General features: G+C 71.7%; 26 protein-coding genes and 1 pseudogene. 11 read left to right on the top strand and 16 right to left on the bottom strand.

Annotated elements, in window-relative coordinates:
• The first annotated feature begins 55 nt into the window (after nt 1–55).
• Nucleotides 56–286, top strand: coding sequence for a hypothetical protein (locus tag AB0N31_RS22000; RefSeq protein ID WP_366060083.1), 231 nt, complete (start codon nt 56–58; stop codon nt 284–286).
• Nucleotides 287–355: 69 nt separating this feature from the next.
• Here the strand turns inward: AB0N31_RS22000 and AB0N31_RS21995 are convergent, their stop codons facing one another.
• Nucleotides 356–1,003 carry a biliverdin-producing heme oxygenase gene (locus tag AB0N31_RS21995; protein WP_366060082.1) on the bottom strand — a complete coding sequence of 216 codons (648 nt, stop codon included), beginning with the start codon at nt 1,001–1,003 and terminating at the stop codon, nt 356–358.
• A 155-nt stretch (nt 1,004–1,158) separates the two neighbouring features.
• Entirely contained in the window at nt 1,159–2,016 is an 858-nt protein-coding gene (map, locus tag AB0N31_RS21990) for a type I methionyl aminopeptidase (protein ID WP_366060081.1), read from the bottom strand.
• 58 nt (nt 2,017–2,074) lie between these two features.
• Between map and AB0N31_RS21985 the strand changes: the two genes are divergently transcribed.
• Nucleotides 2,075–2,305, top strand: coding sequence for a hypothetical protein (locus AB0N31_RS21985; protein ID WP_366060080.1), 231 nt, complete (start codon nt 2,075–2,077; stop codon nt 2,303–2,305).
• Between the two features lie 31 nt (nt 2,306–2,336).
• Here AB0N31_RS21985 and AB0N31_RS21980 read toward each other — a convergent pair whose 3' ends face one another.
• A complete protein-coding gene (locus AB0N31_RS21980; protein ID WP_366060079.1) occupies nt 2,337–2,936 on the bottom strand; it encodes a hypothetical protein in 600 nt (199 codons plus the stop codon).
• 138 nt (nt 2,937–3,074) lie between these two features.
• Between AB0N31_RS21980 and npdG the strand changes: the two genes are divergently transcribed.
• Nucleotides 3,075–3,791, top strand: a complete 717-nt coding sequence (gene npdG / locus AB0N31_RS21975; protein WP_366060077.1) for an NADPH-dependent F420 reductase — start codon at nt 3,075–3,077, stop codon at nt 3,789–3,791.
• A gap of 96 nt (nt 3,792–3,887) precedes the next feature.
• The gene (locus AB0N31_RS21970; protein ID WP_366060076.1) at nt 3,888–4,067 is read left to right on the top strand and encodes a hypothetical protein; all 180 of its coding nucleotides are present in this window, start codon (nt 3,888–3,890) and stop codon (nt 4,065–4,067) included.
• Here the strand turns inward: AB0N31_RS21970 and AB0N31_RS21965 are convergent.
• Nucleotides 4,057–4,857 (bottom strand): site-2 protease family protein, encoded by an 801-nt coding sequence (locus AB0N31_RS21965; RefSeq protein WP_366060075.1) that lies wholly within the window; start codon nt 4,855–4,857, stop codon nt 4,057–4,059. The genes AB0N31_RS21970 and AB0N31_RS21965 overlap by 11 nt on opposite strands.
• Before the next feature lie 182 nt (nt 4,858–5,039).
• On the opposite strand from AB0N31_RS21965, the gene AB0N31_RS21960 reads away from it, so the two are divergent.
• Nucleotides 5,040–8,390 carry a BTAD domain-containing putative transcriptional regulator gene (locus tag AB0N31_RS21960; protein ID WP_366060073.1) on the top strand — a complete coding sequence of 1,117 codons (3,351 nt, stop codon included), beginning with the start codon at nt 5,040–5,042 and terminating at the stop codon, nt 8,388–8,390.
• Between the two features lie 8 nt (nt 8,391–8,398).
• On the opposite strand, the gene AB0N31_RS21955 is transcribed toward AB0N31_RS21960, so the two are convergent.
• The 3 genes from AB0N31_RS21955 to panB all read right to left on the bottom strand — a co-directional run bounded on the left by AB0N31_RS21955 (nt 8,399) and on the right by panB (nt 11,367).
• Nucleotides 8,399–9,226: an ABC transporter permease gene (locus AB0N31_RS21955; protein ID WP_366060072.1), complete on the bottom strand. Its 828-nt coding sequence runs from the start codon at nt 9,224–9,226 to the stop codon at nt 8,399–8,401.
• Nucleotides 9,223–10,251, bottom strand: coding sequence for an ATP-binding cassette domain-containing protein (locus tag AB0N31_RS21950; protein ID WP_366060071.1), 1,029 nt, complete (start codon nt 10,249–10,251; stop codon nt 9,223–9,225). The genes AB0N31_RS21955 and AB0N31_RS21950 overlap by 4 nt, the downstream gene beginning before the upstream one ends.
• A gap of 249 nt (nt 10,252–10,500) precedes the next feature.
• A complete protein-coding gene (gene panB, locus AB0N31_RS21945) occupies nt 10,501–11,367 on the bottom strand; it encodes a 3-methyl-2-oxobutanoate hydroxymethyltransferase (protein WP_366060070.1) in 867 nt (288 codons plus the stop codon).
• Nucleotides 11,368–11,535: 168 nt separating this feature from the next.
• On the opposite strand from panB, the gene AB0N31_RS21940 reads away from it, so the two are divergent.
• The 4 genes from AB0N31_RS21940 to AB0N31_RS21925 all read left to right on the top strand — a co-directional run bounded on the left by AB0N31_RS21940 (nt 11,536) and on the right by AB0N31_RS21925 (nt 16,458).
• Nucleotides 11,536–13,128: an MFS transporter gene (locus tag AB0N31_RS21940; protein ID WP_366060069.1), complete on the top strand. Its 1,593-nt coding sequence runs from the start codon at nt 11,536–11,538 to the stop codon at nt 13,126–13,128.
• An 81-nt stretch (nt 13,129–13,209) separates the two neighbouring features.
• Nucleotides 13,210–13,950, top strand: coding sequence for a TetR/AcrR family transcriptional regulator (locus AB0N31_RS21935; RefSeq protein ID WP_366060068.1), 741 nt, complete (start codon nt 13,210–13,212; stop codon nt 13,948–13,950).
• 147 nt (nt 13,951–14,097) lie between these two features.
• A complete protein-coding gene (locus AB0N31_RS21930) occupies nt 14,098–15,156 on the top strand; it encodes an endonuclease/exonuclease/phosphatase family protein (RefSeq protein ID WP_366060067.1) in 1,059 nt (352 codons plus the stop codon).
• 87 nt (nt 15,157–15,243) lie between these two features.
• Nucleotides 15,244–16,458, top strand: a complete 1,215-nt coding sequence (locus AB0N31_RS21925; protein ID WP_366060066.1) for an MFS transporter — start codon at nt 15,244–15,246, stop codon at nt 16,456–16,458.
• A gap of 9 nt (nt 16,459–16,467) precedes the next feature.
• Here the strand turns inward: AB0N31_RS21925 and AB0N31_RS21920 are convergent.
• The 6 genes and pseudogenes from AB0N31_RS21920 to AB0N31_RS21895 form a co-directional block, all read right to left on the bottom strand.
• Nucleotides 16,468–16,844, bottom strand: a pseudogene (locus AB0N31_RS21920) (hypothetical protein); the annotation flags it as partial.
• A gap of 242 nt (nt 16,845–17,086) precedes the next feature.
• A complete protein-coding gene (locus tag AB0N31_RS21915; RefSeq protein ID WP_366060065.1) occupies nt 17,087–17,575 on the bottom strand; it encodes a hypothetical protein in 489 nt (162 codons plus the stop codon).
• 25 nt (nt 17,576–17,600) lie between these two features.
• On the bottom strand, nt 17,601–18,287 hold the full coding sequence (locus tag AB0N31_RS21910; RefSeq protein ID WP_366060064.1) for a hypothetical protein: 687 nt from the start codon (nt 18,285–18,287) through the stop codon (nt 17,601–17,603).
• 300 nt (nt 18,288–18,587) lie between these two features.
• Complete coding sequence (locus tag AB0N31_RS21905) at nt 18,588–19,652, bottom strand: DUF6215 domain-containing protein (RefSeq protein WP_366060063.1); 1,065 nt, start codon at nt 19,650–19,652, stop codon at nt 18,588–18,590.
• A 97-nt stretch (nt 19,653–19,749) separates the two neighbouring features.
• The gene (locus AB0N31_RS21900; RefSeq protein WP_366060062.1) at nt 19,750–20,130 is read right to left on the bottom strand and encodes an ATP-binding protein; all 381 of its coding nucleotides are present in this window, start codon (nt 20,128–20,130) and stop codon (nt 19,750–19,752) included.
• Nucleotides 20,127–20,351, bottom strand: coding sequence for a hypothetical protein (locus AB0N31_RS21895; RefSeq protein WP_366060061.1), 225 nt, complete (start codon nt 20,349–20,351; stop codon nt 20,127–20,129). The genes AB0N31_RS21900 and AB0N31_RS21895 overlap by 4 nt, the downstream gene beginning before the upstream one ends.
• A gap of 112 nt (nt 20,352–20,463) precedes the next feature.
• On the opposite strand from AB0N31_RS21895, the gene AB0N31_RS21890 reads away from it, so the two are divergent.
• Together AB0N31_RS21890 and AB0N31_RS21885 are read left to right on the top strand one after the other, a co-directional pair.
• Entirely contained in the window at nt 20,464–21,327 is an 864-nt protein-coding gene (locus AB0N31_RS21890) for a helix-turn-helix transcriptional regulator (protein ID WP_366060060.1), read from the top strand.
• Nucleotides 21,299–21,577, top strand: a complete 279-nt coding sequence (locus tag AB0N31_RS21885) for a DUF397 domain-containing protein (RefSeq protein ID WP_366060059.1) — start codon at nt 21,299–21,301, stop codon at nt 21,575–21,577. The genes AB0N31_RS21890 and AB0N31_RS21885 overlap by 29 nt, the downstream gene beginning before the upstream one ends.
• Nucleotides 21,578–21,643: 66 nt before the next feature.
• Here AB0N31_RS21885 and AB0N31_RS21880 read toward each other — a convergent pair whose 3' ends face one another.
• From AB0N31_RS21880 to AB0N31_RS21870, 3 genes are all read right to left on the bottom strand, one after another.
• Nucleotides 21,644–23,689, bottom strand: coding sequence for an NAD(+) synthase (locus AB0N31_RS21880; RefSeq protein ID WP_366060058.1), 2,046 nt, complete (start codon nt 23,687–23,689; stop codon nt 21,644–21,646).
• 270 nt (nt 23,690–23,959) lie between these two features.
• On the bottom strand, nt 23,960–24,574 hold the full coding sequence (locus AB0N31_RS21875) for a DUF305 domain-containing protein (protein WP_366060057.1): 615 nt from the start codon (nt 24,572–24,574) through the stop codon (nt 23,960–23,962).
• On the bottom strand, nt 24,571–25,230 hold the full coding sequence (locus AB0N31_RS21870; protein WP_366060056.1) for a DUF3105 domain-containing protein: 660 nt from the start codon (nt 25,228–25,230) through the stop codon (nt 24,571–24,573). Before AB0N31_RS21870 ends, AB0N31_RS21875 begins: the two co-directional genes overlap by 4 nt.
• Nucleotides 25,231–25,460 lie beyond the last annotated feature (230 nt).

Genomic DNA, 25,460 nt, shown 5'->3' with positions numbered 1-25,460 from the left:
GGCGACGAACGGGGATTACTCACGGTGACTGTTCAGTCACCGCGAGAGGAGCATCATGCGCATCCGTTCTGCCCTGGCCGCAGCCGTCCTGGGCGTCGCCCTGAGCGCCGTCGGCGCCGCGACCGCCACCGCCGACGAGGGCAAGCACTTCGAGGGTGACGACCACGCCGTCTGCAGCCCGTACCTCGGCGGGATCGAGACGGTCACCAGCAAGCTCTTCTGGGGCGGCGCCCAGTGCTCGGAGTACGCCGTCGGTCACGACCACTCGGACGGCGACGACGACTGACACGGCTCCCGGGCCCGCCCTCCTCGTGACCGGGGGGCGGGCCCGGCCCCGTGCACGTGACCGGGGACCTCACGCCGACAGCGGGAACTCCTCGCCCAGCGCCCGGAACATGCCCGTGTTCAGGGCGAACGCCTTCCTGCACTCCGCCACGATCCGCTGCTTCTCCAGGTCGTCCGCGCGCACCGCGTCCAGCAGCTCCCGGTACTCCCGCTTGAAGGCGGCCGGGTTGCCGACCTCCTCGAAGACGTAGAAGCGGACGCCGTCTCCCTTCTTCTCGAAGCCCCACGCCTTCTCGGCCCGGTCGCGGATGATCTGCCCGCCGGAGAGGTCGCCGAGGTAGCGCGTGTAGTGGTGGGCGACGTACCCGCCCGGCCAGGACCGCGCGCACGCGCGCACCCGCTCCGCGTACGCCAGCGTCGCCGGCAGCGCGGAGAGCCCCGCCCGCCATCCGGCACCCCGCAGATGCGTCAGGTCCCGCTCCAGCGCGTCCCGCCGGAACAGCTCCGGCCGTATGAACGGCCCCGCCACCGGATCCGACGCCAGCCGCCCGGCCCCGTCCTCCAGCGCCTCGTACACGAACCACAGCTGTTCGGTGTAGCGCGCGTACGCGTCGACGCCGAGCCCGCCGCCGAGCAGGTCGCTCATGAACGTGGAGGTCTCCGCCTCCACGTGCTGCTCGTGGGACGCGGTCCGGATGACTGTCGAGAAGGAGTCCATGGGGCGAGTCTCGTGGTGAGGCATACCTGAGTCAATGTTTTGCCGACCTCCTGTCGGCAACTTTTCCGACAGTCCGTCGGTAAAAAACCCGCCCGGACGGCGGGAAGCCCGCCCTCCGGGGAGAGGGCGGGCTTCGCGGGCAGGGGGCGGCGGGCTCAGGGCAGCGTGAGGATCTCCGCCCCGGTGTCCGTCACCACCAGCGTGTGCTCGAACTGGGCCGTCCGCCTGCGGTCCTTCGTCACGACCGTCCAGCCGTCGTCCCACATGTCGTACTCGTGCGTCCCGAGCGTCAGCATCGGCTCGATCGTGAACGTCATGCCGGGCTGGATCACGGTCGTCGCGTGCGGGCTGTCGTAGTGGGGGACGATCAGCCCGGAGTGGAACGACGAGTTGATGCCGTGCCCCGTGAAGTCCCGCACGACGCCGTACCCGAACCGCTTGGCGTACGACTCGATGACCCGGCCGATGATGTTGATCTGCCGGCCCGGCCGCACCGCCTTGATCGCCCGGTCCAGCGACTCCCGGGTCCGTTCCACCAGCAGCCGGCTCTCCTCGTCGACGTCACCCACCAGGTACGTCGCGTTGTTGTCGCCGTGCACCCCGCCGATGTACGCCGTCACGTCCAGGTTGACGATGTCGCCGTCCCGCAGCACCGTCGAGTCCGGGATGCCGTGGCAGATCACCTCGTTGACGGACGTGCACAGGGACTTGGGGAAACCGCGGTAGCCCAGCGTCGAGGGGTAGGCGCCGTGGTCGCACAGGTACTCGTGCGCCACCCTGTCCAGTTCGTCGGTGGTGACGCCCGGCGCGATCCGCTCGGCGGCCGCCGCCATCGCCCGCGCGGCGATCCGGCCGGCGACGCGCATCGCCTCCACCGTCTCGGGGGTCTGCACCTCGGGCCCGGTGTACGGGGTCGGCGCGGGCTTGCCGACGTACTCGGGACGGCGGATGTTTCCGGGCACGGAACGGGTGGGGGACAGCTCCCCGGGCGCAAGCAGCGACTGGCCAGACATGCCAGCGAGTCTAACCAGCGGCCATGGGGGAACATGACGGTGGCGAGAGGAGCTGGTCATGGCCCTGTTCAAGAAGCGCACGGTCGGCAAGCCGGGCGAGTGGTACTACTGCCTGGAGCACAAGAAGGTCGAGGAAGGGCCCGAGTGCCCGGCCAAGGACCGGTTCGGCCCCTACGCCACCCGCGCGGAGGCCGAGCACGCCATGCAGACGGCCCGGGAGCGCAACCTGCAGTGGGAGAACGACCCCAAGTGGCACGACGCCCCGGCGGGCGCCGCGGACGACGACTGACCGCGCCCGCCCCGCCCCCGGCCCCCTCGCCTCACCAGGGAGCCGGGGGCGGCGCCGTCAGGGACTCCGCCAGCCGGGACAGCCGGTCGCGCAGGCGGCGGGGGCCCCTCGGGGAGGGCACCGTCTGCTCGCCCGCCGCCGCGCTCACCAGGTGCTGCACCGTGTCCAGGTCCAGCTCCGAGCCGTCCGGCACGGCCAGCGTCTCGTGGGCCAGGTCCGTCAGCTCGCCCTCGACGGGGCCCAGGGCCAGCACGGTCACCCCGGTCCGCCGGGCGTCCGACATCCGCTCCAGCAGGGGTGCGTCCCCCTCCGGCGCCACCACCAGCAGGGTCTCGCCCCGCCGGGCCGCCTCGATGCGGCCGAGGCCCACCGCGAGGTGCGCCGGGTCCGAGGGACGGGCGCCGTGCCGCACCAGCGTGGGGGCCAGCTCCGGCGTACCGGACCAGGCGGCCTCGTCGACCAGGTGGGCGGCCAGGTGCCACGGTTCGTACGCGGCGGTGCCCACCAGCAGCAGCCCGCCCCCGTGCGACACCACCGACCCCCGCAGCACCCCGGCGAACCTGCGGGTGGCCCCGAGCCACTGCGTCCCGGCGAGCACGTCGCGCAGCAGCGCGACCCGTACGGCGTCCATGCGACCGCATCCTGCCCCAACCGGGCGCCCGCGGCCGGGCGTTCGCCGCCGATTCCCCCGAACCGGGGACCCGCCCGGCGGCCGCGGGGGCCGCCACCCCGCCCGGTGGGACGGCCCCCGCGGACGTAAAGTCGGCCCATGACCTCTAGCGACAGTGCACACAACGCCCCCGCGAAGGCACCCGCCAAGGACCCGTGGGACCTTCCCGACGTCTCGGGGCTGGTCGTCGGCGTCCTCGGCGGGACCGGGCCGCAGGGCAAGGGGCTCGCCCACCGCCTCGCCAGGGCAGGCCAGAAGGTGATCATCGGCTCGCGTGCCGCCGACCGCGCGCGGGCCGCCGCCGAGGAGCTCGGGCACGGCGTCGAGGGCGCCGACAACGCCGAGACCGCCCGCCGCAGCGACATCGTCATCGTCGCCGTGCCGTGGGAGGGCCACGGCAAGACCCTGGAGTCGCTGCGCGAGGAACTGACGGGCAAGCTCGTCGTCGACTGCGTCAACCCGCTCGGCTTCGACAAGAAGGGCGCCTACGCGCTGAAGCCGGAGGAGGGCAGCGCCGCCGAGCAGGCCGCCGCCCTGCTGCCCGGCTCGCGGGTCACGGCCGCCTTCCACCACCTGTCGGCGGTCCTCCTCCAGGACCCGGACATCGACGAGATCGACACCGACGTGATGGTGCTGGGCGAGGAGCGCGCCGACGTGGAGATCGTGCAGGCCCTGGCCGGCCGCATCCCCGGCATGCGGGGCGTCTTCGCCGGGCGGCTGCGCAACGCCCACCAGGTCGAGGCCCTGGTCGCCAACCTGATCTCCGTCAACCGCCGCTACAAGGCGCACGCCGGGCTCCGCGTCACCGACGTCTGAGCGGATGGGGGACACTGGACGGCACCGGCCGTACGGCCCGCCACGCGACCGGCCGTACCCGCAGTGCAGCAGTGTCCCCCGACAGGAGCCAGCCCCATGCCCCGTCTCGCCGTCTACTCCCTGATCGTCTGCGTCCTCGCGGTCGCGGCGGCGGTCGTCTCGTTCGTCCAGGGCAGCTTCCTGGGCGTCGTGTGGGTGCTGCTGGCCGGCCTGTCGTCCAACATGACCTGGTACTACGTCAAGCGCGAGAAGATCCGCCGGTCCGTCACGGGCTGACGGAGCAGATCTCCGGGGTGCCCTCCCAGAAGCGGTACAGCGCCTGGCCGCAGTAGGTCTCGAAGTCACCGATGCCGAGACCGCCCAGCACCGAGTCGACCACGTCGAAGAACGCGCCGTTGACCGCCGGCACCCACAGCAGCGCGAACACGAACAGCAGGCCGAACGGCGCGAACGGCTCCACCTGCCGCTTCACGCCGTACGACAGCCAGGGCTCGATGACGCCGTAGCCGTCCAGGCCCGGCACCGGCAGGAAGTTCAGGATCGCCGCCGTGACCTGGAGGAGGGCGAGGAACGCGAGCGCGAACCGGAAGTCGGCCGGCACGCCGTCCAGCGCGTCCAGCCAGAACGGGGCGGTGCACACGACGGCGAACAGCACGTTCGTCAGCGGGCCCGCCGCCGAGATCAGGCTGTGCCGCCAGCGCCCCCGGATCCGGCCGCGCTCGATGAAGACGGCGCCGCCCGGCAGGCCGATCCCGCCCATGATCACGAACAGCACCGGCAGCACGACGCTCAGCAGCGCGTGCGTGTACTTGAGGGGATTGAGCGTCAGGTACCCCTTCGTGCCGACCGAGATGTCACCGCTGTGCAGGGCGGTGCGCGCGTGCGCGTACTCGTGCAGGCAGAGCGAGACGATCCAGGCGCCGGTCACGAACAGGAACACGGCCACACCGGGCTGTTCGGCGAAACCGGTCCAGGTGGCCCAGCCGGTGACCGCCGTGACGGCCAGTATCCCGAGGAAGACGGGGCTGATCCGCCGGTCGCTGTGGCGGGAGAGGGCGGTGGTCATCGGCGGACGCTCCTGGGGTGCGATGTCGGGACCGGGTGTCCGGCTGCCCGACCGTACCGGGCGCAAGGGGGAAACGTCTCGCGACCGGTCGTCGGTTCCGGGCGGAGCGGGGCGATCCTCCCGGGCGCACCACCGGCCCGGGCGCCGTGACCCCGGCCGCCCCCACCGGAGAGAATGACCCCGTGCGCTACCGCATCCTCGGCACCACCCAGGCACTCCGGACCGACGGCACCCCCGTCGCCGTCGGCGGGGCGCGGCTGCGCGCCCTGCTGACCGTGCTGGCGCTGCGGGCCGGCCGCAGCGTGCCCGCGGGACTGCTGGTGGAGGAGGTCTGGGCCGGCGGTGAGCCGCCCGCCGACGCGCCCGCCGCGCTGCAGGCGCTGGTCGGCCGGCTGCGCCGGGCACTCGGCGCGGACGCCGTCGCCTCGGCGGACGGCGGCTACCGGCTCACCGCCCCGCCCGACGCCATCGACCTGCACCGTTTCGAGCGGCTGACCGCCGAAGGACTGCGCGCGCTCGCCGACGGCGACCCCGCCGGGGCGGCCGCGCTGCTCGACGACGCCCTCGCCCTCTGGCAGGATCCGGCCCTCGCCGACCTGCCCGACCGCACCGCCGAGGCGGTCCGCCGCCAGGCCCGCCGCCTGGACGCGATACGCGCCCGTCACACCGCGGCCCTCGCCCTCGGTCACGCCAGGCAGTCCCTGCCCGAGCTGACCGCCCTGTGCGACGTCCACCCCCTGGACGAGCCCCTCCAGGCCCTGCGCCTGCGCGCCCTGCGCGACGCGGGCCGCACCGCCGAGGCCCTGGCCGCCTACGAGTCCGTACGACGCCTGCTCGCCACCCGCCTCGGCTCCGACCCCGGCCCCGAACTCCGCGCCCTCCACGCGGAACTCCTCACCCCGGCCGAACCCCCGCCCCCGGCGACCCGCCCGGCTCCGGCCGCCGCCTCTCCGGCCCCGGCCGCCGCCGATCCCGGCCCGGCCCCCGTCCATCCCGCCCCGCCCCCCGGCAACCTCCGCGCCCGGCTCACCTCCTTCGTCGGGCGGGAAGAAGACATCGCGGCCATCCACGGGGACCTGGACGGAGCCCGGCTGGTCACACTGCTCGGGCCCGGCGGGGCCGGCAAGACGCGGCTGTCGCAGGAGGCCGCCGAGACCGCGGGGGAGACCGCCCGGGACGGGGTGTGGCTCGCCGAACTGGCACCGGTCGCCGACCCCGACGCCGTACCCCAGGCCGTCCTCACCGCCGTCGGAGCCCGCGAGACCGTGCTCTACGGCGCCGGTGCCGAGGAACTGCGGGTGGCGGTCGCCGAACGGCACGACGACCCTGTGGAACGCCTCGTCGAGCACTGCGCGCGCCGCCGCATGCTGATCGTCCTCGACAACTGCGAGCACGTCGTCGAGAGCGCCGCCCGCCTGGTCGAGCACCTGCTCAAGCGCTGCCCGGAGCTGACCGTCCTCGCCACCAGCCGCGAACCCCTCGGCGTGCCCGGCGAGTTGCTGCGCCCCGTGGAGCCGCTGCCCGAGCCGGCCGCGCTGCGGCTGCTCGCCGAGCGCGGAGCGGCCGCCCGTCCCGGCTTCCGCGTCGACGACGACCCCGAGGCCTGTGCCGAGATCTGCCGCCGCCTGGACGGCCTGCCGCTCGCCATCGAGCTGGCCGCCGCCCGGCTGCGCATGCTGTCGCCGCGCCAGATCGCGGACCGGCTCGACGACCGCTTCCGGCTGCTGACCTCCGGCAGCCGTACCGTCCTGCCCCGTCAGCAGACCCTGCGGGCCGTCGTCGACTGGTCCTGGGACCTGCTCGACGAGGACGAGCGCGAGGTCCTCGGCCGGCTGTCGGTCTTCGCCCGCGGCTGCGACCTCGCCGCCGCCGAGGCCGTCTGCGGTCCGGCCGCCCTCGACGCGCTCGGCTCCCTCGTCGACAAGTCCCTCGTCGTGGCCGCCCCGGCCCCCGACGGCGCCATGCGCTACCGGCTCCTGGAGACCGTCGCCGAGTACTCCGCCGCCCGCCTCGACGAGTCCGGCGCCCGCCCCCGCGCCGAGCGCGCGCATCTGACGTACTACCGCGAACTCGCCCGCACCACCGAGCCGTCGCTGCGCGGCCGGGGACAGCGCGCCGCCATCGACCGGTTCCAGCTCGAGTACGAGAACCTGCGCACCGCGCTGCGCCGGGCCGTCGCCGAGCGCGACGAGCAGGAGGCGCTCTGCCTCGTCCTGTCCCTCGTCACGTACTGGCAGATGCGCGACCTGCGCATCGAGGCCCGCACCTGGTGCCGCGAGGTGATGTCCCTCGGCCCCGACCCCTTCGCCGCTCCGGTGCGTCCCGCCGCCCCGCTCTGGAAACCCTGCACCGAGGCCCCGCCGCCGATGACCGGCGAGGTCCTCGCGGAGGCCCGGCGCGGTGTCCACCTCGCCCATCTCGCCTGCATGGACACCGAGCTGGACGCCTGGCAGACCCCGGCGGCCCAGGCCAAACTGCGGGCGATCGTCGACACCTACGTCCCCGGCCTCCCGCAGACCTGCCGCACCCCCGGCCTGCTCTGGTTCTACGCCGTCATGCTCACCGGCGACATGGAACGCATCCGCGTCATCGTCGACGCCAACATCCGCACCGCCCGCGAGACCCCCGGCTACGCGTGGGAGCTGGCCGTCTGCCTCCAGATGCGCGCCAACGTACTGGCCAACCGCTCCGACTGGGCGGGCGAAGCGACCCGGGACGCCGACGAGTCCCTGGAGATCTTCCGCCGCCTCGGGGACGCCTGGGGCACCGCCGAGGCCCTCTCCGCGCGCGCCGAGGCCCATGAGCGGATGGGCGCCTACCGGCTGGCCGCCGCCGACTACGAGGCGGCCATGGTCCACGCCGAGGAACTCGACGCCCGCAGCCAGTCGGCGGTCCTGGCGGCCCGGCTGGGCAGCGCGCTGCTGGAGGCCGGCGAGGAGGAGCGCGGCGAACGCGTCCTGCGCGAGGTCATCGACCGCGTCGACGGCACCGTCAACGAGGCCATGCCCGCCGCCCGGCTCTTCCTCTCCGGCCATCTCGCCCTGACCGGCCGCACCCCCGAGGCCCGCGAGCAGCTACGGCTGTTGCGGAAGGAGTTCGCCCTCGCGCACTTCGTCGTCTTCGACGCCCTGATCCTCGGCGCGGAGGCCTGGCTGGACACGGTGGACGAGCGGTACGAACAGGCCCTGGTCACCGTTCGCGACGCCCTGGGCCGGGCGAACGACCCGCTGTCCACGGCCATCGCCCCGTACCTGCGCCCCTTCTACCTGACCATCGCCGCGATCGCCCTCACCGGCACCGGGCGGACCGATGACGAGGCCGACGACGCCGGCGCCCGCGCCGAGGCCGCCGCCCGCTGCCTCGGCGCCGCCGACGCCCTGCTGCCGCCCCGGCACGTCTCGCCGCGCCTGGAGTCCGCGTGCCGGGAGCTGGCCCACGCCCGGGTCCGTGCCGTGCTCGGAGAGGAGGCGTACACCGCCGCCCACGCCGAGGGCGGCGGCCTCTCCTACGAGGAGGCCGCCGCCCTGGTGTGAGACACCGGTCAGCTCTTGGTGCGGAACTTGTGGATCGCGACCGGCGCCATCACCGCGGTGAGCCCCGCCGACCAGGCCAGCGTCACCCACAGACCGTGCGCGACCGGACCGCCGATCATCAGCCCGCGCGCGGCGTCCGCGAGGCCCGACAGGGGATTGAACTCGGTGAAGTTGCGCAGCCAGCCCGGCATCGAGGCGGTCGGCGCGAAGATCGACGAGCCGAACTGGAGGGGCATCAGCACCAGGAAGCCCATCGCCTGCACGGACTGCGCGTTCTTCATCACCACGCCGAGCGTGAGGAACACCCACATCAGCGCGAACCCGAAGGCCGCGGACAGCGCCACGGAGGCCAGCAGTCCGGGCCAGCTGGTGATCTCGAAGCCGACCAGCACCGCGACGACCACCAGCACCACCGTCGCGAACAGCATCCGCATCAGCTCGACCGCGATCTTCGCGAACAGCACCGAGCCACGCCCGATCGGCAGGGACCGGAAGCGGTCCATGACACCGGAGTTGAAGTCCTGGTTGAACCCGGTGCCCACGCCCTGCGCCATGTTCATCCCCATCATGGCCAGCAGGCCGGGGATGACGTACTGGACGTACTCCTCCTGCCCGCCGCCCAGCGACCGGCCGATGGAGCCGCCGAAGACGTACACGAACAGCAGGGTGAAGACGACCGGGAACAGGATCGCGTCGAACATCGACTCCGGGTCCTGCCGGATCCACAACAGGTTGCGGCGGACCAGCGCGCCGGTGTGCCGCAGGTGGGCCCGCAGCGGGACGGGCGCGTCGGCGCCCTGGAGACCGGCCGGGGCGAGTGGGGTGGCGGCGCTCATACGGCGACCTCCTCGAGGGGCTTGTCGGCGGGGACGGTGCCCTGCGGCGCACCGGCACGGTGACCGGTGAGGGACAGGAACACCTCGTCCAGGCTGGGCAGTTCGGTGGTGATGGAGGAGAGCGTGAAGCCGCGCGCGGTGACCGCGCCGACCACGGCGGTGAGCTGCTCGTCGCTGAGCACCGGCACTAGCACCGAGCCGCGCTCGGTGTCCACGACGGTCGAGGCGAGGCCGGTGACGCCCATCTCGTCCAGCGCGCGGGCCAGCGGGCGCAGGTGCACCGGATCGGCCGGGCGCACCCGCAGGGTCCGGCCGCCCACGCGGGCCTTCAGCTCCTCGATGCCGCCCGTGGCGATGACCTTGCCTCGGTCGACGACGGTCAGTTCGGAGGCGAGCTGCTCGGCCTCCTCCATGTACTGGGTGGTCAGCAGCACGGTCACCCCCTCGCCGACCATCGACTTCACCTCGGTCCACACCTCGTTGCGGGTGCGGGGGTCGAGGCCGGTGGTCGGCTCGTCGAGGAAGAGGACGGCGGGCCGGCCGATCATCGACGCGGCGAGGTCGAGCCGCCGCCGCATGCCGCCGGAGTACGTCCCCGCCGGGCGCCGGGCCGCCTCCGTGAGCGAGAACCGCTCCAGCAGCTCGTCGGCGCGGGACCGGGCCTCCTTGCGGGGCAGGTCGAGCAGTCGGCCGATGAGGTACAGGTTCTCCCAGCCGGCGAGCTTCTCGTCCACGGAGGCGTACTGGCCGGTCAGCCCGATGACGCGGCGGAGCCGGCGGGGCTGGCGGACGACGTCGTGGCCGGCGACGGTCGCCCGGCCGGCGTCGGGGGCGAGCAGCGTGGACAGGATCCGCACGAGGGTGGTCTTGCCGGCGCCGTTCGGCCCGAGCACCCCCATGACGGTGCCCTCCCGCACGTCGAGGTCGACCCCGTCCAGTGCCTTGGTCTCCCCGTAGTGCTTGACCAGTCCCCGCACGGTGACGGCGTGGTCCGCGCCGCCGGGGTTCATGTCGATGCGTGTCATGCCAGCGAAGGTGTCAGCCCCCACCGACAGACGACCTACACCCGACCGACAGCCACCTACGCGCCACCGACATCACCGACAGGAAATCTCCTGACGATCACGGCGACCGTCGATTGAGCCACCACGACGGGGAGCAACCAGGTCCGCGAGAGCGGCGCCGGCTCAGGCGCAAAAGCAGGCAGCCCGCCGACGGGGGACGATCGGCGGGCTGCCCGTGGTGCGGAGATGGCTCGGTGGCCGGAAGACGGCTCAGTGGACGGAGTGCTCCTCCAGCGGGAACGTGCCGCCGACGACGTCCTCCGCGAACGCCTTCGCCGCGTCGCCCATGACCTTGCGCAGGTCGGCGTACTGCTTCACGAACTTCGGCACGCGGCCGCCGGTCAGCCCCATCATGTCCGTCCAGACCAGCACCTGCGCGTCCGTCTCCGCCCCGGCCCCGATCCCGACCGTGGGGATGTGCAGCACGCGCGTGACCTCGGCCGCCAGCTCCGCCGGCACCAGCTCCAGCACGACGGCGAACGCCCCCGCGTCCTGGACGGCCTTCGCGTCCCGCAGCAGCTGTGCGGCGGCCTCCTCGCCGCGGCCCTGGACGCGGTACCCCATGGCGTTCACGGACTGCGGGGTGAGCCCGATGTGGGCCATGACCGGGATGCCGGACTCCACGAGCAGCTCGATCTGCCGGTGCGACCGCTCGCCGCCCTCCAGCTTCACGGCACCGACCCCGGCCTCCTTGACCAGCCGGGTCGCGCTGCGCAGCGCCTGCACGGGGCCCTCCTGGTACGACCCGAAGGGCAGGTCGCCGACGATGAGGGCGCGCCGGGTGCCCCGGACGACGGCCGCCGAGAGCACGGTCATCTCGTCGAGGGTGACGGGCACGGTGGTCTCGTACCCGAGGTGGCAGTTGCCGGCCGAGTCGCCGACGAGCATCACGGGGATCCCGGCCTCGTCGAAGACGGACGCGGTCATCGCGTCGTACGCGGTGAGCATGGGCCACTTCTCGCCCCGCTCCTTGGCGGCGGCGATGTCGCGGACGGTGATACGGCGTGTGCCCTTGCCCCCGTACAGCGCCTTGCTGCCGTCGGAAGGCTTCGTCTGGGCAGCCGAAAGCTGCGTCATTGCAACGGCTCCTCATGTCATCTCGAGGCGCCCTCACGGCGTCCCCGGACCACGTCCATGGTGGCACCTCGTGCCAGGGAGGGCCAGAGCACCCCCTGTGGGTAAAACCTCAGTAAGAGAATGCGATACGAGACGGTCCCGTATCGAAATGGGCCTACCCTCGGGCACATGACCACTCCTGCCGTCCCCACGACCCCCCGGATACCGGAAGCGGTGCACCGGCGTCGCTGGGCGATCCTCGGCGTGCTGATGCTGAGCCTGCTGATCGTGGTGCTCGACAACTCGATCCTGAACGTCGCGATCAAGACCATCTCCACCCCGGCCCCGGTCGGCCTCGGCGCCACCCAGAGCGAGCTGGAGTGGGCCATCAACTCCTACACGCTCGTCTTCGCGGGCCTGCTGTTCTCCGCCGGTCTGCTGGGCGACCGGCTGGGCCGCAAGAAGGTCCTGCTCGGCGGCCTCGCGGTGTTCGGCATCGGCTCCGCGCTCGCCGCGGAGTCCGGCTCACCCGCCCAGCTCATCGCCTTCCGCGCCCTGATGGCCCTCGGCGCCGCCTTCGTGATGCCCGCGACCCTCGCCGTCCTGATGAACGTCTTCGAGCGCGAGGAGCAGCCCAAGGCGATCGGCATCTGGGCCGGCGGCGTCGGCCTCGCCATCGCCATCGGGCCCATCACCGGCGGCCTCCTCCTCGACCACTTCTGGTGGGGGTCGGTCTTCCTCGTCAACGTGCCGATCGTGATCACCGCCATCGTGCTGATGGTGTGGCTGGTGCCGGACTCGCGCGACCCCGCCCCCGGCCGGATCGACCCCGTCGGCGTCGTCCTGTCCGTCGTCGGCCTGGTCCTGCTCGTCTACGGCATCATCAAGGGCGGCGAGCTGGCCGACTTCACCGATCCGACCGTGCTGGCGACGATCGCCGCCGGACTCGTCGTCCTCGCCGCGTTCGTGGTGTTCGAGAAGCGCAGCGACCATCCGTCCATCGACATCGGCTACTTCCGCAACAAGGTGTTCTCGGCCGCGATCGGCGTCATCGCGCTGGTCTTCTTCGCGCTGATGGGCGTGACCTTCTTCTCCGTCTTCTACACCCAGAGCGTGCGCGGCTACTCCCCGCTCCAGACCGGCCTGCTGATGCTGCCGCTGGCCGTCGCCCAGCTGGTCTTCGCGCCGCGGGCCCGGCTGGTCGTGGACCGCTTCGGCAACAAGGCCACGACCACGGGCGGCATGCTCCTCATCGTGGCGACCCTGGTCGCGTTCGCCACGCTGGACCGGGACACGCCGATCTGGCTGCTGGAGGTCGTCTTCTTCCTCATGGGCGCCGGAATGGCCCACATCATGACCCCGACCAGCGTCGTGATCATGCAGGCGCTGCCCCGCGAGAAGGCCGGGTCCGCGTCCGCGCTCAGCAACACCTTCCGCCAGGTCGGCGGCGCGCTCGGCATCGCCGTTCTCGGCTCCGTGCTGTCGACGGCGTACCGCACCGGCATCGAGGACGACCTCGGCGCGGTGCCGGCCGGGCTGCGCGACACGGCGGGGGAGTCCATCGAGGCGACCCTGGGCGTCGCGGCGAAGCTCGGCCCGCGCGGCGAGGCCCTGGTCGGCCCGGCCAACGACGCGTTCCTGCACGCCATGCACGTCACCGCGCTGTGCGGGGCCGGGATCGCGCTCGTCGGCGCGGTCGTCGTGGCGGTGTTCCTGCCGGGCCGGTCGAAGGAGCCGGAGGCGGCGGCGGACGAGGGCGAGCTGGTGCGCACCGACTCGTAGGCCGCGGGCGGCCGTGCGGGGGCGCGGCCGTTTCCCGGACCCCCTGGGCGAGAATGCTGCGAGCGTGACGAAAGGACGGTCGTGAGTTCTGCCGAGACCTCTGCCGACGACGGGGCCGCCGCGCGGCGGCCCGCGCAGCCCGCCAGGGGACGGCCGCGCAGCGAGGCCGTCGAACGGGCCATCCTCGAGGGGACGATGAGGCTGCTGGAGGAGGGGGTGCCGCTCGGTGAACTGTCCATCGAGCGGATCGCCCGCACCGCCGGGGTCGGCAAGGCGGCCATCTACCGCCGGTGGAGCGGCAAGGAGGAGCTGTTCGTCGACGCCCTGCGGACCATCGAGCCGGACGAGCCCGAACTCCCCGGCACCTCCATGCGCGACGACCTCGTGGCGCTGCTGGAGTGGCTGCGCCGGCGCGGACTGGCCAGCCGTTCCTCGGCGATCCTGCGCACCGCCCAGGCCCAGATGAAGAGCAGCCCCAGGATCTGGGAGGCGTACCACAACGCGGTCATCGCGCCCCGGCGCCGACTGGGCGTCGAGGTGCTGCGGCGCGGTCAGCGCGCCGGTGAACTCCGCGCCGACCTCGACGTCGAGCTGGCCAACGACCTGTTCATCGGGCCCATGCTGGTCCGTTCCGTCCTGCGTCCCGACGCCGACCTCACCGAGGGACTCCCGGAACGGATCGTCGACACGCTGCTCGAAGGCCTGCGGCCCGCCGGCGCCCTCACCCGCCCGCGGTCCGGCGGTTCCCCCACCGGCGCACGGTCCGTCAGTTCCCCGCCGGTCTCGCCCGAATGTGCGCGTTTCGTCACAGACCACCCCTGACGGGCCGCGATCGGAACCCCCGGCGGCACTCCGTTCGTCCTCGTGCCCGTCGGGCCGTCACGGGACGGCGGGAACCGAGCCGTTCATCCCCTAGGGTCGTACGCACGGGGGAGAGACGGTGTGCACGGCAGGTAGTGAGGCGACGGTATGGCGCAGCAGGCGTATGTGACGGAGACGGACAACGGCGGCTCGGGTCCCGAGCGTCCGGGAGCCCGGCGCCGGCGCCTGTTCGTACGGCTGGCCGGGCGCCTGTCGGCCGGCTGGCGCGGTGATCCGCGGATCTGGCGCCGCGGCCTCGTCGTCGCCGCGCTCGCGCTGCTGCTCGCCCTGGTGATGCTGCTGCACGCGCGCATCCCCAACCGGTTCGGCAACCTCGGCAGCCTCATCGAGACGTTCCTGCCGTGGCTCGGCGTCTTCGTCCCGCTGCTGTTGCTGCTGGCGGTCGTGCGCAGGTCGGCGACCGCGCTGATCGCCCTGGTGCTGCCTGCCGTGGTCTGGCTGAACCTCTTCGGCGGGCTGATCGGCGACAAGACCGGCGGCGGCGGCGACCTCACGGTGGCCACGCACAACGTCAACGCCGACAACGCCGACCCCTCCGGCACCGCGCACGACGTGGCCGCCTCCGGCGCGGACGTGGTGGCCCTGGAGGAGCTGACCGAGTCGGCGGTGCCGGTGTACGAGAAGGCGCTCGCGGCGACGTACCGCTACCACTCCGTGCAGGGCACGGTCGGGCTGTGGAGCAGGTACCCGCTGAGCGGTGTGGCGGCCGTCGACATCAAGCTGGGCTGGGTCCGCGCGATGCGCGCCACGGTGACCACGCCGGAGGGGCCGGTCGGCTTCTACGTCGCCCACCTCCCCTCGGTCCGCGTGAAGCTCCAGGCCGGGTTCACCGCCCGGCAGCGCGACAAGAGCGCGGACGCGCTGGGCGAGGCGATCGCCGCCGACCCGCTGAGCCGCAAGGTCCTGCTCGGCGACCTCAACGGCACGATGAACGACCGCTCGCTCAACGCCGTGACGTCGCAGATGCGCTCCGCGCAGGGCGCCGCGGGCAGCGGGTTCGGCTTCAGCTGGCCCGCGTCGTTCCCGATGGCGCGGATCGACCAGATCATGGTGACGGGAGTGGAGCCGGTCACCTCGTGGACGCTGCCGCGGACGGCCAGCGACCACCTGCCGGTCGCGGCTCGCGTGACGGTCACCACACCGTAACCTGCCGGAATACCGGGCGGGAGAGAGTTTGTTCCGTACTTGAACATAAGATGGACGGACTCTCTCCCGAAAGGCACAGGATCTTCCATGCCCCTGGCCCTGCTCGCCCTCGCCGTGGGTGCCTTCGGCATCGGCACCACCGAGTTCGTGATGATGGGTTTGCTGCCCGACGTCGCCGACGACCTCGGCATCTCCCTCCCGGCCGCCGGGCACCTGGTCTCCGCCTACGCGCTCGGCGTCGTCATCGGCGCCCCGCTGCTCGCGGCCGTCACCGCGCGGATGTCCCGCCGCACGGTCCTCATGTCCCTGATGGGGATGTTCGTGGCCGGCAACGCGCTGTCCGCGTTCGCGCCCGGCAACGAATCCCTGCTCGCCGCCCGCTTCCTCAGCGGCCTCCCGCACGGCGCCTTCTTCGGCGTGGGCGCGGTGGTCGCCACGAACATGGTCGCGCCCGAGCGCAAGGCGCGCTCGGTGTCGCTGATGTTCCTCGGCCTGACGGTGGCCAACGTGGCGGGCGTCCCGGTCGCCACCCTCATGGGCCAGCACCTCGGCTGGCGGGCGACCTTCCTGGGCGTGAGCGCGATCGGCGTGGTGGCGACGGCGTCGCTGGCCCTGCTGATCCCGCGCGACCGGGCCGCCGCCCCCACGACCGGCCTGCGCGGCGAACTGGCCGCCCTGCGCTCGCTGCCGGTGTGGCTGGCGCTCGGCACGACGGTCGCCGGGTTCGGCGCGCTGTTCTCCGCCTACAGCTACGTCACGCCGATGCTGACGGACGGCGCCGGCTACGCCGCCTCCGGCGTGACCCTGCTGCTGGCGCTGTTCGGCGTCGGCGCGACGATCGGCAACCTGCTGGGCGGACGGCTCGCCGACCACGCGATGCGTCCGACCCTGTTCGGCGGCCTGACGTCCCTGGTGGTCGTCCTGGCCCTGTTCCCGCTGCTGATGACGACGGCGTGGGGCGGTGCGCTGGCCGTGCTCCTGCTGGGCGTGGCGGCGTTCGTGACGGGTTCGCCGCTCAACATGATGGTGATGGAGAAGGCGGCCGCGGGCCCGTCACTGGCCTCCTCCGCCAACCAGGCCGCGTTCAACCTGGCCAACGCCGGCGGCGCCTGGATCGGTGGCCTGGCCCTCGCGGCGGGCTTCGGCGTGACGTCGCCCGCACTGGCGGGCGCGGTACTGGCGGCCCTGGGCCTCGGGGTGGCCGCAGTGGCGTACGCGGTGGACCGGCGGCGGGACTCCGCCCGGACGGGCCGCGTGGTCGCCGCTCACACGCCCGCGCGGTCGGGCGTACTGCACCACTGAGCGTTTGCAGCGTTGCTTCTCCAGGGGGAGGACGGCCTTGGCGATGACGGTCATGGAGTTGAAGCTCATCCGGGCTCTGCGGAAGATCTGCCAGAATTTCAGCCGTGCCATGCCGCGTTCGACGGGAACTCAGGACTGGGCAGCGCGTGGTTGACGGTGCGCTGTGGGAGTGAGTTCGCCGCCGGGTAGTCGTTCAAGTCCTGAGGTGACCCAGGGGGCGGCGCTCTGGTGAGCATGTCGTGACGGTGCAGGTGTGCCAGGGCTGCCAGTGCATGCTGGTGCGGCGGGAGCTTGCACCGCCGGTCGCTTTCACGGGCGACGATGAGCATCGTGGCCCACTCGGCCAGGGCGTGAGGCAGGTTGAGTGGGCCAGGACAGGGAACCAACGAGGCTCCTGCGCCGACGGGTTGAGTCTTCGAACACCTCCTCCAACGACACGGGAGCTTCGTGCGTTGCAGTCCCTCGCCCTCAGCGGCACCATCACCCGATCGATGCGCAGGGGCTCCCGACTGGTCGTCGGGAGCCCCGTACTGCCGTGCACACGGCAGTTTCACCGCTTGCCGCTGTGTCTCAGCCCGAACTCAGGACGGCGGGAATGCCGAGGCCATGAGGATCGAGGTCACATGCCTCACGGAGTGTCGGGTGATTCCTCTGCCACGGGCGCACCGCGTCCGATGGTCATGGACCAGCGGACGGAGGAAGGGGCATGGACGGAGACGTTGCCGCTGCGGTCGACTCCTGTCACAGCAACCTGGTTGTAGGTGGTGCTGACCTCGCCGGCGAGGCATTCCAGGGGGAAGGAGACATGAACCGAGGGCACCGAAACGTTCATTTTCCCTCGGCCCTGACAGCGCACTGCGACGACAAGGGCGTCGCCCTTCTTACCCTTGATGAACTCGACGTCGGCATTCCCGCTGGTCGCTCTCTGCTGACCGGCGAGGGTCTCATCAGCGTCCAGTTCGGGCGGTTGCCGAACAGGAGGCTCAGCCGTTGCTGGTGATGCAGTCGCAGTCGGTGTTCCCGGCTCGGAAGAGTGCGTGCGCTGCGCGGGCTGCTCGGTGTCGTCCGAAGTGCAAGCGGTGAGTGGGGAGAGCAGCATGACGCAGGCGACGCCCATGCCCACAAGAGTCCGGCGAGTCATGTCACTTCTCCCAGATGGCCCAGCCGATGCGGTGGGGCGTATAGATGGTGACGTTCTTCTTCACGCCCTTGGTGCAATTGATGTAGGTGTACTGGTTGTAGCCGTAGCTCTTGAGGCGGTAGACGCCATAGCGAGCGAAGGTCGTCTTGCGAGCGGGAGTGTCGACGCTGATGGTGTTGCCCAGTTTTGCGGTGAGCGATGCGGAGACGTTCACGCTGAACTTCTGCTCGATCGAAGCGATCGCTATGCTGGCCCCGGCTTTGAATTCTCCGGTGAAGGCGATGCCGACCGAGGCGGTGATTTCTGAGACAAACGTCGACTTGGCGGTGCGGGACGTTCCGTTGTAGTTTGCCTGCTCAGCTCCTACGCCCTTGTGATAGTCCTTGTTCTTGCTCGTCGCGTAGTAGGACCAATGCGGCTCGCAGGGCTGAGCATTCGGCTTGTCACTCGGCTTGGACGTAGGCGTGGTGGGATCGTCATCCGGTGAAGGGCCGTCGGAGGGTGCGGGGGCGGCCGTTTCGGGTGCACCCTCAACGAGGTCGTTCTCCTCCGGTTGGGTGGGGGGAGCGGTTTCGACGACCGGCTCGCTCAGAGCAGGGGCGGGATTTTCCGCCGAGGCAGGGCTTGCCCCCGCCATGACGAGTAAGGCAAGAGCCGGAACAAGGAAGGCCCCGTTTTTCATACGCATGACATTCTCCTTGGTGAGGGAGCAGGTGGAGGATGGTCAAGGCCTCCATCTGCAGCTGTCGAGATCATGTCAGCGTGATGGCGCGGATTGCTGGCTTCCGCGGATTCCCTGAGCAAAGCATGAGGTTCCAGAGGAAGTGCCGCGGATGGGAAGCAAGCGCGGGAAGCGGTACACCGCGGAGTTCGGGTGGGAATTCGGCGTGAGTCCGGAGTCCCCGCGCAGCTGTTACCGCCGGGCGAAGGCGGACCGGGGCGGAGGGCGCTCCGGCGGTCTGACCAGCCCGCGCCGGTGCAGGGTGTCTCAGTGGGCGCCTCGTTCGAGGACCGTCGGCAGGACCTTCCCGGCGATGCCGAGGAGGGCCTGGTCGGTGGGGAGGGCTCCGGACTCGCTCCAGACGGTGAGGTCGTAGGAGCCGCCCCGGTCCTTGCCGTCGAGCGCCACGGACAGCGTCCTGGCCAGGGGACCCTGTTGCACCGGCGCGCTGGCCCCCTCGCCCCCGAGATTGATCTCGAACTTCATGGTGTGCTCCGAGGAGAGGAACGCCGGTCGGCCGAGGACCGTGAGCGTCCTGAGGTCCTTCTCGTCCTCGTCGCCCGCGATCTTCACCAGCTTCACGTACTGGGCGGTCGACAGGTCGTTGTACGTGGCCGAGAGATTCACGGTGTACGTGTCGAACGAGACCTTGGCCTCCGGCTCGGCGACCTTCCCGTCCGTCAGGGCGGCGGTACCACTGGTGCCGGAGGCCGAGGTCGCGATCTCCGCGGGCGTTCCGAGGAGCCGCGCCAGGTCGGGCCGGTTGAGCGCCTCGCACAGCTCGTCACCGGTCACGGGCCGGGGTGTCTTCGCGTAGGCCGCCGGCAGCTTCTCGTCCTCCGTGTCCGAACACGAGGCGGCCCGCGGTGTGTCGTCGTCGGCCGGCAGCATGCCGGGGCCCAGCCACAGTGCGGCCGCGATCGCCGCGAACACGGCCACGGCCGCGACGGCCTGGCCCCACGGGTTGGGCTCCTTCTCCGCGGCGGCCGGACCGGGACGCGGGCCGACCGCGGCTTGAGCCGGTGCCGGTGCCGGTACCTGAGTCGGCGCCGGCGCCACCTGTGCCTGTGCCCAGGCCCGAGCGACGGCGTCGGTCGCCGGCCCGTCCGGGGACGCCGCCGGAGCCGGGTTCCGGCGCGCGCGCAGCGCCCGGACCACCATGTGAACGCGTACCGCGGTGAACACGAGGAACACCGCGCCGATACCGGCCGCGACCAGGTCATGGTCGTGGACGGCTAGGTACGTGATGCGTACGCCGAGGACGGACCCGAGGGCGATGAGCAGGGGTTCGCGGACCCAGAAGGGCAGAACGCGCAGGAGGAGACCGAGCATCCGGTGATCTCACCAGGTCGAGCACGCGTTCGCCATGGTGGAAGCCACAATTCCGGGAATTCCCGGGCCCCGCCGAAGTCGCGGCCCCGGCAGGGCCCTACGGGATCGGTGTCTCCGACCGGCGCCCCGGTACGGCCAGTTCGCACCAGACCGTCTTGTGGTCCGCTCCCTGGTCCACGCCCCAGCGCCGGGCGAGCGCGTCGATCAGGGCCAGACCGCGGCCGGACTCGGCGGTGCCGGCGGCCGACAGCAGGACGGGGAGGAGGCGCGCGTCAGGGTCGGTGACCTCGACGCGGGTGTGCCCGTGGGGCGTGCCGGTGACGCGCACCGTCACCGGGGTGCCCTCGCCGAGGTGGTCGATGACGTTCGTCAGCAACTCCGTCGCGCACAGCAGGACGTCGAAGTCGAGTGCGCGCAGGTGGTGGCGCAGTTCGGGCACGGACTTCGGCGTGGCGAGCAGGGCGAGTTCGAAGGTCATCGCCCGGTCGCCGTCCCGCGCAGGGCGACCGCGAGCGCGTGGGCCGTGGCGGTGTCGCAGTTCCCGAGCGCGACGAGGCCGGCGGGCGGCGGGTACGCAGCGCCGAGACTCGGCAGGTTCGCCCGCAGGGACGGCAGCGTGACGCCGTGCAGGGCGAGGGCGGTGCGCAGGTTCTCGACGCAGAGGGTGACGTCGTAGGCGGTGGGGGAGCGGTCGGGCATGGGGGAGGCCACCTTCTGTGCGGTGTGTGACGAACTCCTCACAGAATGTCGCCGCGCTGGCTACGGTGGAAGAGGTCGCGCGTTCGCGACCGGTACGGCGGAAGGTGTGCGAGTGGCACGGCGCAAGGACATCGACGGCTCGATGAGCGTTCCGACGTTCTACGGCAAGGAGTTGAGGTGGAAACGGGAAGCGGCGGGACTCTCCCTGGAGGGACTGCTCCAGGGCAGCTTCTACGGCAAGACCTACCTCAGCGACATCGAACGCGGCGAGCGCCGGATGCCGTTGGACCTGGCACGGCACGTGGACCAGGCACTGGGGACCGACGGGTTCTTCGAACGGCACTGTGAGGATGTGCGGAAGGCGCGGCGGGCTGGCCACGCGGAGTACTTCGAGAAGGTCCTGGAGGCGGAGAAGCACGCCAAGACCATCGAGGAGTGGTGCCCGATGCTGATCCCGGGACTGCTGCAAACTCCGGCCTACGCACGGGCCGTCATCCTGGCGGGTCTCCCGCTGTCCGCCGATGCCGAGGTGGAAGAGAAGGTCAGCGCCCGAATGGCGCGCGCCGACCTCTTCGAGGCGGATCACCGCACTCCGGAGTACTGGGTGATCCTGCATGAGTCGCTGATCAGCGATCCGCTTCTGGAAGCCGAGGGGATGGCCGAGCAGTTCGACCGGATCGCGGAGTTGGCGGAGCGTCGCCGGATCACTTCGCAGGTTCTACCGCGGAAGTGTGTGGCGCACCCGTTCATGACCGGCTCGGCGAAGATCATGACCTTTGCTGATGCCCCGCCGCTGTTCTACACGGAGGCGTTGCACAGCGGTGACACCATCGACGATCCGGCTCTCGTGGGGGACTACTGCAAGTCGTACGATCGCCTCAGGGCCGTCGCGCTGTCACCGGAGGCGTCCCTGGCCATGATCAGGACAGCGGCAGAGGACTATCGAAATGGCAAGCGCCCAGGTCGACTTGAGTGAAGCGCTGTGGCTCAAGAGCAGCTACAGCAACGCAACCGGCGGCGACTGCGTCGAAGTAGCCACCGACTTCCCCGGCGCCGCCCTCTGGCGCAAGTCCACCTACAGCAACGGCGACGGCGGGGAGTGCGTCGAGGTAGCCGACAACATCCCCGGCCTCGTCCCCGTCCGGGACTCCAAAGTGCCCCACGGCCCCGCCCTGCTCCTCGGCGCCGCCGCCTGGGCGCTCTTCGTCGCGTCGCTCAAGGGCTGAACGCTCAAGGGCTGAACCGGGCGCCGGGGAGCAGTCCCCGGCGCCCGGTCCCTCACCAGGGCGCGGTCAGCCTTCCGCCACCGCCGCGTCGATGCGGGCGAGGTCGCGCAGCCAGGCCTCGGCCGTGCTGTCGGACGGTGCGCGCCAGTCGCCGCGCGGGGAGAGCGAACCCCCGGCCGAGACCTTCGGTCCGTTCGGCATGGCCGACCGCTTGAACTGCGCGAACGCGAAGAAGCGGCGGCAGAACACCTCCAGCCAGCGCCGGATCTCCGGCAGGTCGTACGCCACCCGCTTGGCCTCCGGGAAGTTCGGGGGCCAGGCGCCGCCCTCCGGGTCGTGCCAGGCGTGCCAGGCAAGGAAGGCGATCTTCGAGGGCCGGAAGCCGTAGCGCAGCACCTGGAAGAGGGTGAAGTCGTGCAGCGCGTACGGCCCGATCCTGGACTCGGTGGACTGCATCTCCTCGCCCGGCACCAGTTCCGGACTGATCTCGGTGTCGAGGATCGCGGTCAGCACCTCGCCGGTCTCCTCGTCGAACTGCCCGCTGCTGACGACCCAGCGGATCAGGTGCTGCATCAGCGTCTTCGGCACGCCCGAGTTGACGTTGTAGTGGCTCATCTGGTCGCCCACGCCGTACGTGGACCAGCCGAGCGCCAGCTCCGATAGGTCGCCGGTGCCCAGCACGATGCCGCCGCGCTGGTTGGCGAGCCGGAACAGGTAGTCGGTGCGCAGGCCCGCCTGCACGTTCTCGAAGGTGACGTCGTACACCGGCTCGCCGGAGGCGAACGGATGGCCCATCTCCTGGAGCATCAGCCGCGCGGTCGGCGTGATGTCCAGCTCGGCCGAGGTGACTCCGAGGGCCCGCATCAGCTTGTGGGCGTTGTTCTTGGTGTGGTCGCCGGTGGCGAACCCGGGCAGGGTCCAGGCCAGGATGTCGCTGCGCGGCCGGCCCGCGCGGTCCATCGCGCGGGCGGCGACGATCAGCGCGTGCGTGGAGTCGAGGCCCCCGGACACCCCGATGACGACCTTCGGACCGCCGATCGAGGCCAGTCGCTGCTGGAGGCCGGCGACCTGGATGTTGTACGCCTCGTAGCAGTCCAGGGCGAGCCGCTCGGCGTCGGCGGGCACGAACGGGAACCGCTCGACGCGCCGGCGCAGCCCCAGGTCGGCGACCGGCGGGGCGAGCGTGAAGGACACCGTCCTGAAGTCCCCGGTCCGCGCGCCGTGCGTACGCCGGTTGTCGTCGAACGTGCCCATCCGCATCCGCTCCTGCCGCAGCAGGTCGAGGTCCACGTCGGCCACCGCGTGACTCTCGTCGAGCGCGAAGCGGTCGGACTCCGCCAGCAGCATCCCGTTCTCGTAGATCAGGGTCTGCCCGTCCCAGGACAGGTCGGTGGTCGACTCGCCGAGCCCGGCCGCCGCGTAGACGTACGCGGCGAGGCAGCGGGAGGACGCCGAGCGGCACAGCAGCTTGCGGTCCTCGGCCCTGCCGACCGTGATCGGGCTGCCCGAGAGGTTGACGAGGACGGTCGCACCCGCGAGCGCGGCCTCGGCGCTCGGCGGCACCGGGACCCACATGTCCTCGCAGACCTCGGCGTGCAGCACCAGCCCGGGGACGTCCGCGGCCTCGAACAGCAGGTCCACGCCGAACGGCACGGCCCGGCCGCCGATCCGGATCGTCCCGCCGCGTTCGTCGTCGCCCCCGGCGATCTGCCGACGCTCGTAGAACTCACGGTAGTTCGGCGGGTACGACTTGGGCACGACGCCGAGCACCCGTCCGCGGTGCACGACCACCGCGCAGTTGTAGACCCGGTTGCGGTGGCGCAGCGGGGCGCCGACGACCAGGACCGGCAGCAGCTCCGCCGATCCCGCCACCACCTCCTCCAGCGCCTCCTCGACCTGGTCGAGCAGCGCGTCCTGGAGCAGCAGGTCCTCGATGGAGTAGCCGCACAGCACCATCTCGGGGAACACGGTGACGGCGACCCCCTCGTCGGCGCACCGGCGGGCCTGGCGCAGCACCGCTTCGGCGTTGGCGCGCGGGTCCGCGATGACGGTGTGGCCGGTGCACGCGGCGACGCGCGCGAAGCCGTGCTGGTAGATCGACCAGAAGTTCAACGGAGTTTCCTCGGGTGAAGGGGGCGGGCACGGCGGACGAGCGCGCGGGGTCTCGTCGGCACGGGGAGGGGTCCGGACACACGGGCAGTGTAATCGTCAGAGCGACGCGATGGGGGTGCGAGGCCGCGCAGCGAGGGGGCGCGGGACCTGGGTTCCCGCGCCCCCTGGGTGTTGTTCTCCGGGGTCCGTACCGCACGCACCACGCGTCCCCCGAGGCCCTGCCGCGAAACGCCCCGGTAGCCGCGCCTCCGGGCCGGGCGGTCCCGTGCCCTACGGACGCGGTGCGGCCCCCCGTGCCGTGAGCATGTCGGCCATCAGCCGGATCTCCGACTGCTGGGCCTCGACCATGCCCTGCGCGAGCCGCTTCTCCACGCCCACCGTGCACCTGTCGGCACAGCCCTCGGCCATGTGGACGCCGCCCCGGTGGTGCTCCGTCATCAGCTGGAGGTAGAAGATCTCGGCCTGCCTGCCGTTCAGCGTGCCGAGCTTCTTCATCTCGGTGTCGGTGGCCATGCCCGGCATCAGCGCCCCGTCCTCGCCGGAGGCCATGCCGGCCATGTCCATCCAGGCCATCGGCTCGTCCGAGGACACCTTGGGCAGCTTCCACAGGTCGAGCCAGCCGATCAGCATGCCGCGCTGGTTGGCCTGCGTCTGCGCGATGTCGTAGGCGAGCCGCCGCACCTCCTCGTCCTTCGTGCGGTCGCGCACGATGTACGACATCTCGACGGCCTGCTGGTGGTGCACCGCCATGTCCCGGGCGAAACCGGCGTCCGCGGATCCGGCGGAGGGCGCCTCGGAGCCGTTGTCCCCGGCGACGGAGTAGCTGATCGCCCCGGCCGCGACCAGCACGCCGGCGGCGGCCACGGCGACTCCCGCGTACCTCACTTCGACAGACCGCCCGTGCACGCGGCGCCCGGCTCCGGCGTCTGCTCGCCCTGCACGTACTTCTCGAAGAACGTGTCCACGTTCGGGTCGCTCGCCCCGGTCACCGTCCGCTGGTGCCCCCACGCGGTCAGCACGATCGGATCGGCCTGCTTGTCGTCCGGGCTCATCAGCGTGTACGGCGTCTTCTTCACCTTCGCCGCCAGTGCGTCCACGTCGGCCTTCGGCGCCTTGCTGTTGTACGTCACCCAGACCGCGCCGTGCTCCAGCGAGTGCACCGCGTTCATGTTGTTCAGGGCCTCGGTGTAGACGTCGCCGTCGCAGTTCATCCACACCTGGTTGTGGTCACCGCCGACCGGCGGCTCCATCGGGTAGCTGACCGACTTGGTGACGTGGGTGCGGCCCAGCGTGCCCTTCCACGTCTTCACGCCGTCCGAGCCGGTGACGAAGCTGCCCGAGGTCTTGGCGTCGCCGGAGGGGGTGTCGTCCGACTGCGACCGCACGAGGAACACGGTGCCGGCGACGAGGGCGGCCACCACGAGGGCGCTCGCCGTGATCGTCAGGATCCGGTTGCGCCGCTCGCGCGACCGCTCGGCACGGCGCATCGCCTCTATGCGCGCCTGGCGCGCCGCGCTGATGTCCTTCTTGGCGGAACCCATGGGGCCTGTCCTTCTGGGAAAGGGGGCGGAACGGTCGGGGTGTGCGGTGCGCGCGGGGCCTGCGAGTGCTCGCGGTGTCCGGGCGTTGTTCGAGTCGTTCGGTTCCACTGATCGTAGTGCGGCAACCGGGTGAACCCCTAGGGCGTGTTTCGAAAGTAGCGTCGTCTGCCCGAAGGGCAGGCCCGGCGGCGTCTGGTGCGTGCGATCGCAAGGCGGAGGGTCGCCCCGAT

The sequence above is a fragment of the Streptomyces sp. NPDC051051 genome, assembly GCF_040682975.1.
In the GTDB taxonomy this organism is placed as follows: domain Bacteria; phylum Actinomycetota; class Actinomycetes; order Streptomycetales; family Streptomycetaceae; genus Streptomyces.
The sequence above is the reverse complement of the archived record's forward strand: the minus strand, read 5'-3'. Positions and strand labels throughout refer to the sequence as shown.